General features: G+C 68.9%; 16 protein-coding genes. 7 read left to right on the forward strand and 9 right to left on the reverse strand.

Annotated features, from left to right (window positions below; all coding sequences use genetic code 11):
* Positions 1 to 7: 7 nt before the first annotated feature.
* Positions 8 to 442, forward strand: a complete 435-nt coding sequence (locus V6M56_RS06820; RefSeq protein WP_332682342.1) for a type II 3-dehydroquinate dehydratase — start codon at positions 8 to 10, stop codon at positions 440 to 442.
* A gap of 252 nt (positions 443 to 694) precedes the next feature.
* Here the strand turns inward: V6M56_RS06820 and V6M56_RS06825 are convergent, their stop codons facing one another.
* The gene (locus tag V6M56_RS06825; protein WP_332682344.1) at positions 695 to 2,020 is read right to left on the reverse strand and encodes a serine hydroxymethyltransferase; all 1,326 of its coding nucleotides are present in this window, start codon (positions 2,018 to 2,020) and stop codon (positions 695 to 697) included.
* Between the two features lie 122 nt (positions 2,021 to 2,142).
* On the opposite strand from V6M56_RS06825, the gene V6M56_RS06830 reads away from it, so the two are divergent.
* Positions 2,143 to 3,024 (forward strand): LysR substrate-binding domain-containing protein, encoded by an 882-nt coding sequence (locus V6M56_RS06830; RefSeq protein ID WP_332682345.1) that lies wholly within the window; start codon positions 2,143 to 2,145, stop codon positions 3,022 to 3,024.
* Positions 3,025 to 3,180: 156 nt separating this feature from the next.
* Here the strand turns inward: V6M56_RS06830 and cysE are convergent, their stop codons facing one another.
* Both cysE and V6M56_RS06840 read right to left on the reverse strand, forming a co-directional pair.
* Positions 3,181 to 4,029, reverse strand: a complete 849-nt coding sequence (gene cysE, locus V6M56_RS06835) for a serine O-acetyltransferase (RefSeq protein WP_332682347.1) — start codon at positions 4,027 to 4,029, stop codon at positions 3,181 to 3,183.
* A 191-nt stretch (positions 4,030 to 4,220) separates the two neighbouring features.
* Positions 4,221 to 4,991 carry an alpha/beta fold hydrolase gene (locus V6M56_RS06840; protein ID WP_332682349.1) on the reverse strand — a complete coding sequence of 257 codons (771 nt, stop codon included), beginning with the start codon at positions 4,989 to 4,991 and terminating at the stop codon, positions 4,221 to 4,223.
* Positions 4,992 to 5,290: 299 nt separating this feature from the next.
* Here V6M56_RS06840 and V6M56_RS06845 point away from each other — a divergent pair, with 299 nt between their 5' ends.
* The 4 genes from V6M56_RS06845 to V6M56_RS06860 all read left to right on the forward strand — a co-directional run bounded on the left by V6M56_RS06845 (position 5,291) and on the right by V6M56_RS06860 (position 8,284).
* On the forward strand, positions 5,291 to 6,271 hold the full coding sequence (locus V6M56_RS06845; protein ID WP_332682350.1) for an acetyltransferase domain-containing protein: 981 nt from the start codon (positions 5,291 to 5,293) through the stop codon (positions 6,269 to 6,271).
* Positions 6,272 to 6,378: 107 nt separating this feature from the next.
* Positions 6,379 to 6,630, forward strand: a complete 252-nt coding sequence (locus V6M56_RS06850; RefSeq protein ID WP_332682351.1) for a zinc-finger domain-containing protein — start codon at positions 6,379 to 6,381, stop codon at positions 6,628 to 6,630.
* Positions 6,631 to 6,675: 45 nt separating this feature from the next.
* Complete coding sequence (locus V6M56_RS06855) at positions 6,676 to 7,866, forward strand: FAD-dependent monooxygenase (protein WP_332682353.1); 1,191 nt, start codon at positions 6,676 to 6,678, stop codon at positions 7,864 to 7,866.
* A gap of 106 nt (positions 7,867 to 7,972) precedes the next feature.
* Positions 7,973 to 8,284, forward strand: coding sequence for a hypothetical protein (locus V6M56_RS06860; protein WP_332682354.1), 312 nt, complete (start codon positions 7,973 to 7,975; stop codon positions 8,282 to 8,284).
* Here the strand turns inward: V6M56_RS06860 and V6M56_RS06865 are convergent.
* The 4 genes from V6M56_RS06865 to V6M56_RS06880 all read right to left on the reverse strand — a co-directional run bounded on the left by V6M56_RS06865 (position 8,268) and on the right by V6M56_RS06880 (position 12,971).
* Positions 8,268 to 8,912: a pyridoxamine 5'-phosphate oxidase family protein gene (locus tag V6M56_RS06865; RefSeq protein WP_332682356.1), complete on the reverse strand. Its 645-nt coding sequence runs from the start codon at positions 8,910 to 8,912 to the stop codon at positions 8,268 to 8,270. The two genes, V6M56_RS06860 and V6M56_RS06865, sit on opposite strands and share 17 nt — an antisense overlap.
* A gap of 241 nt (positions 8,913 to 9,153) precedes the next feature.
* Positions 9,154 to 10,548: a chromate efflux transporter gene (gene chrA / locus V6M56_RS06870; RefSeq protein ID WP_332682358.1), complete on the reverse strand. Its 1,395-nt coding sequence runs from the start codon at positions 10,546 to 10,548 to the stop codon at positions 9,154 to 9,156.
* Complete coding sequence (locus V6M56_RS06875; protein ID WP_332682359.1) at positions 10,545 to 11,375, reverse strand: sulfurtransferase/chromate resistance protein; 831 nt, start codon at positions 11,373 to 11,375, stop codon at positions 10,545 to 10,547. The genes chrA and V6M56_RS06875 overlap by 4 nt, the downstream gene beginning before the upstream one ends.
* Before the next feature lie 333 nt (positions 11,376 to 11,708).
* Complete coding sequence (locus tag V6M56_RS06880) at positions 11,709 to 12,971, reverse strand: hemolysin family protein (RefSeq protein WP_332682368.1); 1,263 nt, start codon at positions 12,969 to 12,971, stop codon at positions 11,709 to 11,711.
* 323 nt (positions 12,972 to 13,294) lie between these two features.
* On the opposite strand from V6M56_RS06880, the gene V6M56_RS06885 reads away from it, so the two are divergent.
* Positions 13,295 to 13,906: a DUF938 domain-containing protein gene (locus tag V6M56_RS06885; protein ID WP_332682361.1), complete on the forward strand. Its 612-nt coding sequence runs from the start codon at positions 13,295 to 13,297 to the stop codon at positions 13,904 to 13,906.
* A gap of 22 nt (positions 13,907 to 13,928) precedes the next feature.
* Here the strand turns inward: V6M56_RS06885 and V6M56_RS06890 are convergent, their stop codons facing one another.
* Positions 13,929 to 14,510 carry a YqaA family protein gene (locus V6M56_RS06890; protein ID WP_332682363.1) on the reverse strand — a complete coding sequence of 194 codons (582 nt, stop codon included), beginning with the start codon at positions 14,508 to 14,510 and terminating at the stop codon, positions 13,929 to 13,931.
* A 309-nt stretch (positions 14,511 to 14,819) separates the two neighbouring features.
* Positions 14,820 to 16,481, reverse strand: a 1,662-nt coding sequence (locus tag V6M56_RS06895) for a class I tRNA ligase family protein (RefSeq protein ID WP_332682365.1), incomplete at its 5' end; no start/stop codon positions are given.

A 16,481-nucleotide genomic window follows, 5' to 3' on the forward strand; every position in this document is an offset into this window, starting at 1 on the left:
TGCTGCCGTGAACAAGCCGATCTATGTCCTGAACGGGCCGAACCTCAACCGCCTGGGCAAGCGCGAGCCGCACATCTACGGCCACACCACTCTGGCCGAGGTCGAGGCGATGTGCGGCGAAGCGGCGGGGACCTGGCCGGTCGAGTTCCGCCAGACCAACCGCGAATACGAGTTGGTCGACTGGATCCATGAGGCGATCGACGAGGGCAGCGCCATCATCATCAACCCGGCCGCCTATTCCTTCACCTCGATCGCGATCCTCGATGCGCTGAAGATGTTCCCCGGCCCGATCATCGAGCTGCACATCTCCAACATCCATCGCCGCGAGGCGCACTACCACAAATCCTATGTCTCGCTGGCGGCGACCGCGATCATCGCCGGCCTCGGCCCCCGCGGCTACGCCACCGCGATCCGCTCGGCGATCGAGCTGATCGAGGGCTGAGAAGCGGCTGCCATCCCCCCACAGCCCTCATCCTGAGGAGCCATTCCGCAAGGAATGGCGTCTCGAAGGATACTCCAGCAAGCTCGACTCAGACCAACGACCTTCGGGGTTGACCGCTGCCGTACGCTCTCCGTCATTGCGAGCGCAGCGCAGCAATCCAGAAGGGCTCGCTCGACGTCCCCCTGGATTGCTTCGCTGCGCTCGCAATGACGGCCAGACCCGCGCAAGGGGCAAATCCAAAGGCCGTTGGTATCAGCGCATGTAGTGCAGGCTCGTGAACCGCCGGCGGAAGGCCGTGACTTCCGCCGCAACCACCTCGGCCGGGCGGGCGCCGGAGAGCCCGTCGGCGATGTAGCCGGCGAGTTCCGGCATGTGCTCGGGCTTCATGCCGAAGCGGACGATCTCCGGCGTGCCGAGCCGCAGCCCGCTGACATCGCCCGGCACCTCCGCGACCGGCAGCCCGATGCCGCAGCTCAGGATGTTGGCGGCGCGCAGGCGCTTCGCCGCGGCCTGGCCGCCACCATAGGAAGCCGCCTCGATGGCGAACTGGTGCGACTGCGTCATGCCACGCTCGCGGGCGAAGACCGGCACCTGCCGCTCGGCTAGCGCCAGCGCCAGCGCCCTGGCGGTCGCCGCCATCATCTGCGCGTAGTCGCGGCCGAACTCCTGCCAGTCCATCAGCGTGATCGCCAGCGAGGCCGACTTCGCCGCGTCGAAATTGGCGGTCAGGCCGGGATAGGCGATGGCGTCGAGCCGCCTGGCGATCTCCGCGTCGCTGGTGACGATCAGCCCCGAGGGCGGCCCGCCCAGACTCTTATAGGTGCTCATCGTCATGACATGGGCGCCCTCTTCGAGCGGCTGCTGCCAGGCGTGGCCGGCGATCATCCCCGAGAGATGGGCGGCGTCGAACAGCACGATCGCGCCGACCTCGTCGGCGATGGCGCGGATCTCGCGGATCGGATGCGGGAACAGGTTGAGGCTGCCGCCGATGCTGATCAGCTTCGGCCTGAGCCGCAGCGCATCGGCCCGCAGCCGCTCGACGTCGACGGTGTAGTTCTTCGCGTCGACCGGCGCGGGATGGGTGACGATGCCGTAGAGCCCGGCCGCGCCGGCGCCGTGATGGGTGACGTGGCCGCCGATCGCCGGCGGCGGCGCGATGATGCAGTCGCCCGCCTTCGCCGCCGCCATGAAGACATAGAGATTGGCGATGGCGCCGGACGGCACCCGGATCTCGGCATGGCTCGCGCCGAAGACCTCAGCCGCGAGCTCGGCCGTGACGATCTCGATCTGCTCGATCGCCTCCAGCCCCATCTCGTATTTGTCGCCGGGATAGCCGAGCGAGGGCCGGGCGCCGAGCCCCTGCCCGAGCACGGCCTCGGCGCGCGGGTTCATCACATTGGTCGCCGGGTTGAGGTTGACGCAGTCGCGCTCGTGGATGGCGCGGTTCTCGGCGACGAGCCCCGCGAGCCGCGCCTCGGTCGCCGCCCGGTCCTGGCCCGCAATCTCCCCTGCGACGCGCGAGATGTAATCCTCGCTCGCCGCCGGCACCCAGTCCCGCCTCGCCAGTTTCGCGCTCATCCGCCTGCCCTGCCCCATCGCGTTTCGTGCCGGCATTGGAACGGCTTGGCGCCATTCGTGCAAACCAGTTATCGTCGCGGCAAGGCCTAGAAAATCTCGGCCTCCGAGGCCGAAGATCGAGCATGTCCGTCAAGCCGCCGCGCCCGCTCCTGCCCCCGCTCAACGCGCTGCGCGCCTTCGAGGCGGCGGCCCGTCTCGGCAGCTTCGCCAGGGCCGCGGACGAAATCGGCGTCACGCCCGGTGCGATCGCCCAGCAGATTCGCCATCTCGAGGGCTTCCTCGGCTTCCCGCTGTTCCGGCGGCTCGCGCAGGGCGTCGAACTGACCGAGGCCGGCGGCGAGGCGCAGCCCCGGCTCAGCGCCGCGTTCGAGGCGCTGGCGCTGGCGGTTCAGGACCTGCGCGCCAGCCATGTCGGCCGGGCGCTGACCATCGCCGCCTTGCCCTGCATCGCCCAGCTCTGGCTCTCGCCGAGGCTGCCGGCGCTGCAGCGCGCCTTTCCGGAGCTGCAGATCTCGATCTCGGCGATGGAGGAGCCGCCATCGGGCCGCGACGCATCCTTCGACCTGGCGCTGTTCTATCTGGCGGGCCAGCCTGAGAACGGGCTCGCTTTGGCGCAGGACTGCCTCGCCCCGGTCTGCGCCCCGTCTTTGGCGGAGCAACTGCGGACACCCGCCGACCTCGCCGGCCGCACGCTGCTGCACGACGCGGTCTGGCGCGGCGACTGGGCGCGCTGGCTGAAGCATGCAGGGGTCACCGGCATCGACCCCGCCCGCGGCCCGTCCTATTCGCTCTACGCGCTGGTCCTCGACGCCGCGCTTGGCGGCGCCGGCATCCTGATCGGCCGCCACAGCCTGGTCGCGCCGCTGCTGGCCCAGGGCAGGCTGGTCACGCCCTTCGACAATGCGATGCCGAGCGGCGACCGGCTGACGCTGCTGCCATCGCCCGGCCGCAAGCCGCACCCACAAAGGGCGGCGGTGATGGAATGGCTGGGGAACAGCGGCTAGAAACGGAGCCGCGCCGTCATTGCCGGCAAGCGCACCCCGTCATTGCGAGCGCAGCGAAGCAATCCAGGGGCGGCAGAGCGCTACGTCCCCCTGGATTGCTTCGTCGCTGACGCTCCTCGCAATGACGGGGTGCGCTTCAATCAGGCCGAATCCGCGTCAGATCCCGCCGCCGCAATCGCCGGAGAGAATCTGGTCCATCGAGCGCGAGGGCTCGGCGCAGCCGGCCTCGCCGACCACCTTGGCCGGCACGCCGGCGACCGTGGTGTTGCGCGGCACCGCCGCCAGCACGACCGAGCCGGCCGCGACGCGGGCGCATTGCCCGACTTCGATATTCCCGAGGATCTTGGCGCCGGCGCCGATCAGCACACCCTTGCGGATCTTCGGGTGGCGATCGCCACCCTGCTTGCCGGTGCCGCCGAGCGTGACGTCCTGCAGCATCGAGACATTGTCCTCGATCACCGTGGTCTCGCCGACGACGAGGCCTGTGGCATGGTCGAGGAAGATGCCCTTGCCGATGCGCGCCGCCGGATTGATGTCGGTCTGGAAGACTTCCGAGGAGCGGCTCTGCAGATAGAGCGCGAAGTCGCGCCGGTCCTGCCTCCAGAGCCAATGCGCCAGGCGGTGGGTCTGCAGCGCGTGGAAGCCCTTGAAATAGAGCACCGGCTCGAGCAGCCGGTAGCAGGCCGGATCGCGGTCGAGCACGGCGGCGACATCGGCGCGGATGCCCTGGCCGATCTCGGGGTCGGCACTCATCGCCTCCTCGAAGGCCTGGTCGATCAACTCGGCCGGCAGCGCGCCATGGGCGAGCCGCGCGGCGACGCGATGCGACACCGCCGCCTCGAAGCTCGGCTGGTTCAGCACGGTCGACAGGATGAAACTGGTCATCGTCGGCTCGGCGGCGATCGCCTGCTCGGCCTCGCGGCGCAGCCGCGACCAGACCGGATCGACCCGGTCGAGGCCGGTAGCGGGATCGCGGGCTTCGATATTCGGGCGGCCCGATGGCATGGCGTTCTCCGCTACGGTTCGCTCGGCGAGCGTTTTTCCAGCACGCGCGGCGTCGCGCAGAAGCAAATGGGCCTGACTTCTAGCTGAATCAAGCCGTGAAGGACAAGACTCGAAATGCGAGACATGAGCCGCAAGCCATTGATGGAGAATAATATTCTACCAGCGGAGATTATTATTCTCGGCAGCGCCGGTCAGGCCCGGCGCGACAGAAACGCGAGGACCGCCTGCTTGTGGCTCTTGTCGCCGACCGCGAGATTATGGTCGCGGCCCTCGATGTCGAAGCTCTCGGCGCCCGGGATCAGCGCCGCGAGCTCCGGCCCGGAGCCTGAGACATCGTCCTTGGTCCCGACGCAGACCAGGGTCGGCACGGCGATGGCGCCGACCTCGCCGACGGAGAGCGTCTGGCGCGAGCCTCGGATGCAGGCGGCGAGCGCGCGCAGATCGCTGCCGGTATTCTCGGCGAAGGCGCGGAACATGCGCTGCATCGGGTCGGTCAGGTCGGCGAGCGAAGGCGCTTCCATCGCGTCCGCGATGCCGAGCGGCAGGCCGACGCCCTCGACCAGGTGGATGCCGAGCCCGCCGAGCAGCAGCGAGCGCAGCCGGTCCGGATGCGCCAGCGCCAGATGCGCCGAGATGCGCGCGCCCATCGAATAGCCCATCACATCGGCGCGCTCGATGGCGAGATGGTCCATCAGCCGGCGGACATCCTCGGCCATGATCTGCGAGGAATAGGCGTCTGGATCGTAGAGCTTCTGGCTCTGGCCATGGCCGCGATTGTCGAGCAGCACCACCCGGTAGCCGGCATGGGTCAGCGTCTTGCTCCACTGGGTGTTGATCCAGTTGACCGCATGGCTGGAGGCGAAGCCGTGCACCAGCACGACCGGCTCGGCGCTGGTTCCCTCGACGGTCGGGGCGAGGTCGAGATAGGCGAGGCTGACGCCGTCGGAATCGAATCGCTGCATGTCGTCGTCGTCGCTTATCCGTGGCTTGAAGGACTACCCACCTGATCTGCCACGACCTCGCGGCTTTGGGTAGCCACACTGGCGCGCGCGTGATGCCGAGCGCCTGCCGCATAGGCAAAACGCCGTCATTCCGGCCGCAGCGAAGCGGAGCGCCGGAATCCATCGTAGAGTTCAGCGCTCTACGATGGATTCCGGGTCTGCGCTGCGCTTGCCCGGAATGACGGAGGATGGTTGGAAAAATCCGGCCGCGTCGGAGCTCCGGCCTTCCCCAGATGCACGCGAATACCTATGACGACGCCATGAGCGCGCAAGCCACGGCCTCGGCCCAGACCACCCTACCGGCCAGAGGCCGCATCGAACTGCTCGACCTGGCGCGCGGCGCAGCCCTGCTCGCCATGTTCGTCTACCACTTCGCCTACGATCTCTCCTTCTTCCGGCTGATCGGCGTCGACGTCGTCTCCGATCCGGGCTGGCGCCTCTTCGCCCGGCTGATCGCCGGCTCCTTCCTGGCGATCGTCGGCTTCAGCCTCGTCCTGGCGACCCGCAACGGACTGAACCGGCAGGCCTGGCTGCGCCGCTTCGCCATGGTCGCGGGCGCGGCCCTGCTGGTCAGCCTCGGCACCTGGTTCGCCATACCCGAGAACTTCATCTTCTTCGGCATCCTGCATCACATCGCGCTGGCGAGCCTTCTCGCCTTGCCCTTCCTGCGCCTGCCTGCCCTGGCGCTGGCGCTGATCGGCGCGGTCTGGTTCGCTTTGCCCTTCATCCTCGGCCCCGAGCTCTTCGAATCGGACTGGCTCTCCTGGCTCGGCTTCGGCCCCTGGCCGCGCACCGCCGATTTCGTGCCGCTCTTCCCCTGGTTCGCCTGCGTGCTCGCCGGCATGGCGCTGGGCAAGCTGCTGCTGGCGCGGGCGCCCGATTCCGGCTGGACGCAATGGCGGGCGAAGTCCGGCCCGGCACGGCTCATCGCGCTCGGCGGCCGCAACAGCCTGTTCGTCTACCTCGTCCACCAGCCGCTCTTCATCGGTACGCTGCTGCTGTTCATGCAGCTCTCCGGGCCGAAGCTGCCGGATGCCGAAGCGGTGCCCTTCCTCAGCGCCTGCCAGCGCAGTTGCGTCGCGACCACGACGCCGAAGGAGATCTGCGAGCGCGTCTGCACCTGCTCGATGGACGGGCTGAAGCGCGAGGAACTCTGGACCCGCGCGCTGGCCGACGCCCTGACCCCGGAGCAGACCGCGCGCGCCCGCGAGATCGGCCTGGCCTGCGCCCGGCTGCGCTGAGCGGGACATCACGCCGCAAGCGGCCCCTCCGATTCCACCCCGGCGCACTGGCGCGCCTGCGGGCGAACGACTATCCTGCGCCGCAAATCGAGACGAAGAGAGCGACCATGGCCGACCACGGCACCCCGCATTTCCACAACGACCCCGGCGTCGCGGTCATCCAGGTCGGAGCGCGCGAGCTGATGTGCATCGGCGCCAAGCCGCCCTTCGACCATCCGCATGTCTTCCTCGACATGGGCGCCGACGACGAGATCGTCTGCCCCTATTGCTCGACCCTGTTCAAATACGAGCCCTCGCTCGGCGCCGGCCATGGCAAGCCGGCGGAATGCGAGTATCACGACGCCGCCAAGGCGGCGTGAGGCGCTTCCCGCCGGGGGCGCGGCGGGACCGGACCTGTTGAGGCCATGTCTCCCATCCTGATCGCCGGCGCCGGCATTGGCGGGCTCACCGCGGCCATCGCCCTGGCGCGGCGCGGCATCCCCGTCGCCATCGCCGAGAAACGCACCCGCTTCGCCGAGGCCGGCGCGGGCATCCAGGTCTCGCCCAATGCCGGGCGCGTGCTCGAGGCGCTCGACCTCGGCATCGCGCTGCGCCGCGCCGCGGTCAGGCCCGAGGCGCTGGCCATCAGCCGCTGGCAGGGCGGCGCGCCATTGCTGCAGATGCCCTTCGCCCCGCCGGCACCGGGCGCCACGCCCTCGCGGGCGCTGAAGCGGGCAGACCTCCACCAGATCCTGCTCGATGCGGCGCGCACCCTGCCCAATATCCGCTGGCTGATCGGCCGCGGGCTGGTCGACTGCGCCGAAACCGAAAACGGCCTGACCGTGACGCTCGCCGGCGAAAGCGGCGGGGCCGAGACGGTCGAGGCCATGGGCCTGATCGGCGCCGACGGGCTCTGGTCGCGCGCCCGCCAGATCGCCGGCGACGCGCGCGAGCCGAGCTTCACCGGCTGGGAAGCCTGGCGCACGCTGATCCCCGCCGCGGGACTGCCGGCCGCCCTGCGCGAGCCTGCCATCGCGCTGCGCCTCGGCAGCGCCCGGCACGCGGTCCATTATCCCGTCTCCGGCGGCAAGGAGATCAACCTCGTCCTGATCCGCGCCGCGCGCGAGGCCCGTCCCGGCTGGTCGCGCGACGGCGACGCAAAGGACCTCGCCGGCATCGCCGACGGGGCGCCGGCCCCGCTGCGCCAGCTGGTCGAGGCGGCCCCCGGCTGGCAGGTCTGGTCGCTCTACGACCGCGAGCCGGCGGCAATGGCGAAAGGCCGCATCGCTCTGCTCGGCGATGCCGCCCATCCGGTCCTGCCCTTTCTCGCCCAGGGTGCGGCGCTGGCGATCGAGGACGCGGCGGTGCTGGCCCATGAACTCGCCGCCGGGCTTCAGGCGGGCGGCACGGCTTCCGTCCCGGCCGCCTTCGCCGCCTATGCCACGGCGCGGCAGAGCCGGGCCGCGCGCGTCCAGCAGGCCAGCCGCGACAACGGCCGCTCCTATCATCTCGGCCGGCCCTGGAGCTTCGCCCGCGACCTCGTGCTGCGCCGCCTCGGCGCCGACGGGCTGCGCCGGCGCTATGCCTGGATCTATGATTGGCCGGCGCCGGGCTGAAACTGCGACCGCCGATCTCGTCAACGCCGCAATCGCTTCCTAGATAAGGGTCGACCATGCGAGCCCAAGAGACCATGCGAGCCCAAGATCTGCGAGCCAAGGAGCCATGATCCGCATCGACCTGAACAGCCGTCTCAACCAGGGCACGGCCCGGCTGCCGCGCTGGGCGAGCTATCTCATCATGGCCGGGGCCTTTGCCCTCGGCGTGCTGCTCTTCCTCGTGGCGGCGAGCCTGGCGCTGGTCCTGATCCCGGTCGTGCTGATCGGCGGCGCCATCGCCGCCTGGCAGATGCGCCGCCGCCTGCGCGCCGCCGGCATCGACCCGCAGAACCCCTTCGGCCGCCAGCAGCCCGGCCCGGCACGCGGCGAGATCGTCGATGCCGAATACCGGGTGATCGAGCCTAACGACCGCCGCTGAGCGGGTCGCGCGCCGCAAGCTCGGCCCGCAGCCGCGCGTTCTCCGCCTCCAGTTCCGCCAGCCGCTCGCGCACCGGCGCCAGGGCGGGGGCCAGTTCGGCCTCGCTGAAGCGCGGCGTGATGTGCTGCGGGCAGTTCCAGTCGAAGGCTTCGACCGCGATCGTCACGCCGCGCTCGGGCACCGCCGCGTAACCCGGTGCGATCAGTTGCCGCGCCAGTTCCGGCTCGGCCGCAAGGTCGTGGAAGCGCGCCCGCCCGAATATCTTCAGCCGGGCCCGGTTGCCATAGTCCATCAGGAACAGGCAGGCGCGGTCATCGGCGGTCAGGTTGCCGAGGCTGAGATATTGCCGGTTTCCCCTGAGGTCGGCGAAGCCCAGCGTCCGCTCGTCGAGCACGCGCAGGAAGCCCTCCGGACCGCCGCGATGCTGCAGATAGGGCCAGCCAGTCTCCGATACGCTCGCCATGTAGAAGGAATCGCGGGCCGCGATGAAAGCCGCCTCGCTCCCGCCGAGCCGGTCGTGATGCGGCTCGCCCTGCTCCTGCCTCGCATAGGCGCGCCGACTGCCCAGCGCCTCCTGCGCTGCCCTGACGGCGGGGGTGGTGGCGATCTCGAGAAAGCGATGGGTCATGGCGAAGGCCTCCGGCCCGTCGAGATGACCATTCGCCTGCCGCGACGCAATTCCCGCCTTCGGCAGTTCAGAATTCCGCCGGATGCAACAATCGCTGGATCGGATTTCGACCTGAGTGAAACGCCTTTCCGTCATTGCGAGGAGCGAAGCGACGAAGCAATCCAGGGGGACGTAGAGCTCTGCCGCCCCTGGATTGCTTCGCTGTGCTCGCAATGACGGGTCAGTCGGATCGAAATCCGGCCTAGCTCGCCAGGCGGAGCAGCACGCCGGCCAGCGCGCAACCGGCGAGCACCGGGATCATGCCGATCCTGAAGCGCAGCATCGCGAGCATCGCCGCCGCGGCCAGCAGCGCCGCCCGCCAGTCGAGCGAAGCCAGCACCGGCAGGTCGGGCGCCAGCGGCCCGAACACGACCGGCCTGACCGAGCCGAACAGCACATGCAGCCCGAACCAGAGCGCGAGGTTCATGATCACGCCGACGACCGCTGCCGTGATCGCGGTCAGCGCCGCCGACAGCGCCCGGTTGCCACGCAACGCCTCGATGTAGGGAGCGCCGAGGAAGATCCAGAGGAAGCAGGGCGCAAAGGTCACCCACAATGTCAGCAGCGCGCCAAGGCTGCCGGCAAGGAGCGGATCGAGCCCTGTCTGCCCCCGCCAGGCGGCGAGGAAGCCGACGAACTGCAGCACCAGGATCAGCGGCCCGGGCGTGGTCTCGGCGAGGCCGAGGCCGTCGACCATCTCGCCGGCGATGAGCCAGCCATGGCTCTCCACCGCCGCCTGCGCGACATAGGCGAGCACCGCATAGGCGCCGCCGAAGGTGACGACCGCCATGGCGCTGAAGAAGGCGCCGATCTTCGTGAAGACATTGTCCGCGCCGGCCAGCAGCCAGAGCAGCACGACGGGCCCGAGCCAGAGCGGCAGCCACAGCGCCAGCGTCCGCAGCGCCCGGGCGGTCGAGGGCCTGGCATGTTCCAGTTCGCCACGCTCGAACATCAGGTCGACGGTGCTCCTGAATTCGGGCGCGCCCTCCTTGCCGGCATGGCCGCCGGCATCGAACTGGGCCGGCGCGTAGCGGCTGCCGAGCCAGCCGACGAGCCCGGCGCAGAGGATCACCAGCGGGAACGGCAGCTTGAACAGGAAGAGCGCGATGAAGGCCGCGACCGCGATCGCGACCATCGCCCGGTTCTTCAGCGCCCGCCGGCTGATCCTGAGGCCAGCCTCGATCACCACGGCGAGCACGGCCGCCTTGACGCCGAAGAAGACCGCATCGACCACCGGCACGCTGCGATAGAGCACATAGAGCAGGCTCAAGCCCAGCATCACCAGCGCGCCGGGCAGGATGAAGAGCAGGCCGGCGATCAGGCCGCCGAGCGTGCGATGCATCAGCCAGCCGACATAGATGGCAAGCTGCTGCGCCTCCGGGCCGGGCAGCAGCATGCAGTAGTTGAGCGCGTGCAGGAAACGGCGCTCGCCGATCCAGCGGCGCTCCTCGACCAGTTCTTTGTGCATCAGCGCGATCTGCCCGGCCGGGCCGCCGAAGGAGAGCAGCCCGATCTTCAGCCAGACGCGGGTCGCCTCGCCCAGCGAGGGCGCTTCGGGCGCGGCGGCCGATGTCGCCTCATGCGTCGCGACGGTCATGACCGCTTCTCCGCGCCTGCCGGCACCGACGGCCAGTTATGGGTTTCCTCGGTGGCGTCGCGACACCAGCGGTAGAAGGCGTCGTAGAGCAGCATGCCGGCGTCGAGCTGGGCGAGATCGTCGCGATACATTCGCGACAGGCCGAGCGAGGCGGCGAGGAAGCCCGCCGCCTGCGGCACGTCCTCCAGCCGCGCCGTATCGGCGGCGCGCACGATCCCCGCGAGCCGGTCCAGCGCCGGTGTGGCGAGGCCGAACTCCTCGATCATCGTGTCGAAGCTGCAGCGCTCGCCGCGATGGCTCCAGAACACCCCGTCGATGTCGAACGGGGTCGCGCCGAAGCGCTCGGCGACGGCGCCGACCTCGGAGGCGGTGACGAACAGGAAGACCGCGTCGGGATCGACGAAGCGGCGGATCAGCCAGGGACAGGCGATGCGGTCGATCTTGGGCCGCGCCCGCGTCACCCAGACGCTGCGCCCGGCGCCGTCGCGGGGCGGCAACTTGCCGCCGTTGACCAGTGGCAAGCCGGCCTCGCGCCAGGCCTCGAAGCCACCGATAAGCGTTTCCGCCTCGACACCCTCATGCCGCAGCCAGGCCGCGGCGCCCTCGCTGAGCTTCAGCCCCCTCTGGCAGCAGACGACGACCTTGCGGCCGGCATAGAGCCCGGCCCAGGTCGCGGCATCGCCATGGCCGCGCCGCTGCGAGGCCGGCAGCAGCCGCGCATCGGCGGCAAAATCCTCTTCGGTACGGACATCGACGAGCACCGGCGCATCGGGCATGCCGACGAGCCGGGACAATTGGGCAGCGCTGATCTGGATGTTGGAAGACATGGCGTCCCTCCTGAAAGATAAGGAGATTGGACGCGATCCTTGGGCTGTCGCCTCACGGGGTCGTCGCGAGTGAACCCCTGCGAGAAGTAGATCATGGAGCCCGAAGGGCGTCAACGGCCGGTCGTGCGGACGCTTGGACAATCGGGCTGTCTCTCAGCCCTCATCCTGAGGAGCGCTTCCGCAGGAAGCACGTCTCGAAGGATGTTTCAGGAGGCTCCGGAACCCTCTGGAGCATCCTTCGAGACAGCCCTGCGGGCTTCCTCAGGATGAGGGCTCGAATTCCCGGTCGGACACTCGGGATGAGGGCTCAAAAGCAGCCCGCCAACGCCCCCCTCAGTCGGCCCGGCTGACCAGGATCTTGTCGATGCGCCGGCCGTCGAGATCGACCACCTCGTAGCGCCAATGGCCCTTTCTGAAGCCCTCGCCGACATTCGGCAGCCGGTTCATCTCGGCGAGGACGAAGCCCGCGACCGTCTGGTAGTCGGCGTCGCGTGGCACATGGATGCCGAGCTCGTGCGAGAACTCGTCGACCTGCATCCAGCCGGCGACGAGGAAGGAACCGTCGGCGCGCGTGACGATGGCCGGCTCGCTGTCCTCCTCCTCCTGGAAGGCGCCGGTGATCGCTTCGAGCACGTCGCTGGAGGTGATGATGCCCTCGAAATGGCCGTACTCGTCAAACACCACCGCCATATGCACAGGCGAGGCGCGGATGGCGCGCAGCACGTCGAGCGCGCCGGTCGTGTCCAGCACCACCGGCGTCTGCTGGACGAGGCTGCGCAGTTCGCGGCCGTCGCCGTCTGAGAGCGCGTCGAACATGTCCTTGACCGTGACCACGCCGATGATCGCGTCGGCCTCGCCATCCTGCACCGGCAGGCGCGAGCGCCTGGTGCCGCGCACCTGGGTCTTGATCTCGTCCTTGCTGTCGGTGAGGTCGATGACCTCGACCTCGCGCCGCGGCGTCATCAGCGCCCGCGCCGAGCGGTCGGCGAGGCGCATCACCCCGGAGATCATGGCGCGCTCGTCGCGCTCCAGCACGCCGGCCGTCTCCGCCTCGGCGATGATGGTGCGCACCTCTTCCTCGGTGACCTTCTCCTCCGACTCGCCCTTCTGGCCGAGCAGCGCCAGCACGGCCTTGCCGGAAATGTCGAGCAGCCAGACCAGCGGCGAGCCGACCTTGGCGAGCAGCGCCATCGTCGGCGCGACGCGGGCTGCGACGCGCTCGGGATCGCGCAGCGCGATCTGCTTCGGCACCAGCTCGCCGATGATCAGCGAAAGATAGGTAATCGCGACGACGACGATGCCGACACCCAGCCCGTCAGCGGCGGCGCCGGACAAGCCCTCCTCCCGCAGCCAGTCCGCGAGCCGCGCGCCGAGCGTCGCGCCGGAGAAGGCACCGGAGAGCACGCCGACCAGGGTGATGCCGATCTGCACGCTCGACAGGAAGCGGCCGGGGTCGTCGGCGAGCCGCAGCGCCGTCGCTGCGCCCCTGCTGCCCTGATCGCTGAGGACCTTGAGCCTTGCTGGTCTGGAGGAGACCACCGCCAGTTCCGACATGGCGAGCACACCGTTGATGACGGTGAGGACGACGACGATCAAAATCTCGGTTAACAACACCGGCTCGAAGGCTGCAGGGCCGCACTCGTTATCGGCCTGCTTCGCCTGCGCTTATAGAGCATTGCGCGAAAAAGTGGGCACCGGTTTTTTCGCACGAGCAATGCTCTAAACTTTGAGAATCGATCACGCTTTCTCGCATTCGTCCGAATGCGACGTGATCTGAGGCATTGCGCGAAAAAGTGGGCACCGGTTTTTTCGCAAGAGCAATGCTCTAAACTTTGAGAATCGATCACGCTTTCTCGCATTCGTCCGAATGCGACGTGATCTGAGGCATCGTCCAGCGAACGCGATGGGAGAACGCAAACTTGCCGCAAGCCGATATCCGCCTGTCCGCCCCGTCCGCCCAGCGCAACCGCGATCCGATCCTCGCCGTGCTGCGCAACGCCCTGCCCGCGGCGGGGCTGGTGCTCGAAATCGCCAGCGGCTCGGGCGAGCATGCCGTGCATTTCGCGACAGCTCTGCCACGGCTTTCCTTCCAGCCCTCGGACCCGGATCCGCAGGCCCGCGCCAGCATCGACGCCTGGGCGCGCGAGGTCGCGCTGCAAAACCTGCTGCCGGCCCTGCCGCTCGATGCAGCGGCGCCCGGCTGGCCGCTCGAGCGGGCCGATGCGGTGATCTGCATCAACATGATCCACATCTCGCCCTGGGCGGCGACGCAGGGGCTGGTCGCGGAGGCGGCAAGGCTGTTGCCGTCCGGTGGCCCGCTCTATCTCTACGGCCCCTATCGCCAGAGCGGCGTCCCGCTCGCAGCCAGCAACGCGGCCTTCGATGCCAGCCTGCGCGAGCGCGATCCGCGCTGGGGCCTGCGCGAGCTCGACGCGGTCGCGGCGCTGGCGGCCGCGGCGGGCTTCTTCGGCGCGCCCGAGATCACGGCGATGCCGGCCAACAACCTCAGCGTGGTGTTTCGGAAGCGCTGATGCGGCGGGCGGGCCGCCGCACTCAGAGCACCGCGGGCAGGACGAAGAAGCCGCCGACGACGACCACGGCCAGCGCCAGCGCCGTCATCGGCAGGTGCTTCTCGATGAAGATGCGGATGTCGTCGCCGTAGAAGCGCAGCGCCAGCGCGATCATCGCGAAGAAGGTGGTGCGCGAGATCACCATGCCGACGGTGAACTTCCAGATGTCGAAATGCAGGAAGCCGGACATGATCGTGACGATCTTGAACGGGATCGGCGTCAGGCCCTTGGTCAGCAGCACCCAGAACCAGTAGTCCTGCGAGGTGTGGATCAGGTGCGCCGCCTTCTCCTGCAGCCCGTAGATGCCGATCAGCCAGGCGCCGACCGACTCATAGAGCAGCGCGCCGATCGCATAGCCGAGATAGCCGCCGAGCACGGCGCCGAGCGAGCAGACCCCGGCATAGAACCAGGCCCGGTCCGGCCGCGCGATGCACATCGGAATCAGCAGCGGGATCGGCGGCAGCGGGCTGACCGAGCTTTCGACGAAGGTGAGCGCGAAGAGCAGCCAGGGAGCGCCCGGGTGCGATGCGTAGGACACGCACCAGTCGTAAGCACGCTTGAGCATTAAGAGGGCAACCGGTCCTGGGTTCTCGCGTCGGACGCAAGGGCGCCCTGCGCTCGGTGCATTAAGCCATCTGGCGGGATCAGGCCAGAAGTCTCTTACGCCAGAGTCAATTGCGCGACGCTTTCATGACGGAAATGCGGAAAGCGCCGTGCCCATCGCCGCCTCGCCCCTGCGGCCGTCTGCGCCCCAGGCACCGTCATTCCGGACAAGCCGCGAAGCGGCGCAGCTCCGGAATCCATCGTAGAGCACCGGAGCCCGACGATGGATTCTAAGCGTTCCGCTTCGCTCCAGCCGGAATGACGGGGAGCTCTACGAAAGCCGCTCCAGCGCCTCGGCGATCTTGAGCTTGCGCGCTTCGGCCGAGGCCTTGCGCTCGCGGTTCTCCTCGACGATCTCCTCGGGTGCGCGCGCCATGAAGTCGGCATTGCCGAGCTTGCGATCGACGGTGGCGATGTCCTGGTCGAGCTTGACCAGTTCCTTCTCCAGCCGCGTCCGCTCGGCGCCAAGATCGATGATCCCGGCCAGCGGCAGGGCCGCGATCTCGCCGCGCACGATGATCTGCGCCGACTGGCCCGGCGCCGCCTCGGCGAACTGGATCACCGAGAGCCGCGCCAGGCGCTCGATCATCGGCGCCCAGGCCTCGACCGTGGCCTTCGTCGCCGCGCTCGGCTTGACCAGCACCAGCGGCACCTGCGCCCCGCCGGGAACGTTCGTCTCGGAACGCACCGAGCGGATGTCGGAGATCAGGTCGACGACGAAGCCGATCTCGGCCTCGGCCGCCTCGTTCACCAAGGCGCCGAGCTGCGGCCAGCGCGTCAGGCAGACCAGCCCGGCCTCGCCTTCCGGCACTTTACGCGGCGCGCCCTCGCCGGCCTTCTGCGCCCAGAGTTCCTCGGTCAGGAACGGCATGAACGGATGCAGCAGCTGGCAGATCAGGTCGATGACATGGGCCACCGTTGCCTGCGTCTCGGCCTTCGCGGCAAGGGCGGCGGCATCGGTGCCCTCCCCCTGCAGCACCGGCTTGGAGAGTTCGAGATACCAGTCGCAGAACTGGCCCCAGACGAAGCGATAGGCTGCGTCCGCAGCCTCGTTGAACTTGAAGGTCTCGATGCCGGCGGCGATCGCGTCAGTGGTGCGCGAGGCCTCGCTCAGGATCCAGCGGTTGAGCGGCAGCGCGACCCTGGCCGGGTCGAAGCCTGCGGCACGGACGCAGCCATTGATCTCGGCGAAGCGGGCGGCGTTCCAGATCTTGGTCGCGAAGTTGCGGTAGCCTTCGACGCGCGCCGTCGAGAGCTTGATGTCGCGCCCCTGCGCCGCCATCGCCGAGAGCGTGAAGCGCAGCGCGTCCGCCCCGTATTTGTCGACGAGCACCAGCGGGTCGATGACGTTGCCCTTGGACTTCGACATCTTCGCGCCCTTCTCGTCGCGAACGATGGCGTGGATGTAGACGTCCTTGAACGGCACCTCGTCCATGAAGTTAAGGCCCATCATCATCATCCGGGCGACCCAGAAGAAGATGATGTCGAAGGCGGTGACCAGCGTCGCCGTCGGATAATAGCGCTCGAGCTCGGCCGTCTCCTCCGGCCAGCCGAGCGTCGAGAACGGCCAGAGCGCCGAGGAGAACCAGGTGTCGAGCACGTCCTCGTCGCGCGTCAGCGCGACCGGCCCGCCATAATGGCCGAGCGCCAGCGCCTGCGCGCCGGCTTCCGACTCGGCGACGAAGCATTCGCCGTCCGGCCCGTACCAGGCCGGGATCTGGTGGCCCCACCAGAGCTGGCGCGAGACGCACCAGGGCTCGATGTTCTCGAGCCAGTCATTATAGGTCCTGGTCCAGCTCTCGGGCGTGATCTTCGTGCGCCCGTCCTTGACCGCCTTGAGCGCGCGGTTGGCCAGCGGCTTGACGTCGACATACCACTGGTCGGTCAGCCAGGGCTCGATCACCACGTCCGAGCGGTCGCCATGCGGCACGGT

The organism is Allobosea sp. (assembly GCF_036675845.1).
In the GTDB taxonomy this organism is placed as follows: Bacteria; Pseudomonadota; Alphaproteobacteria; order Rhizobiales; family Beijerinckiaceae; genus Allobosea.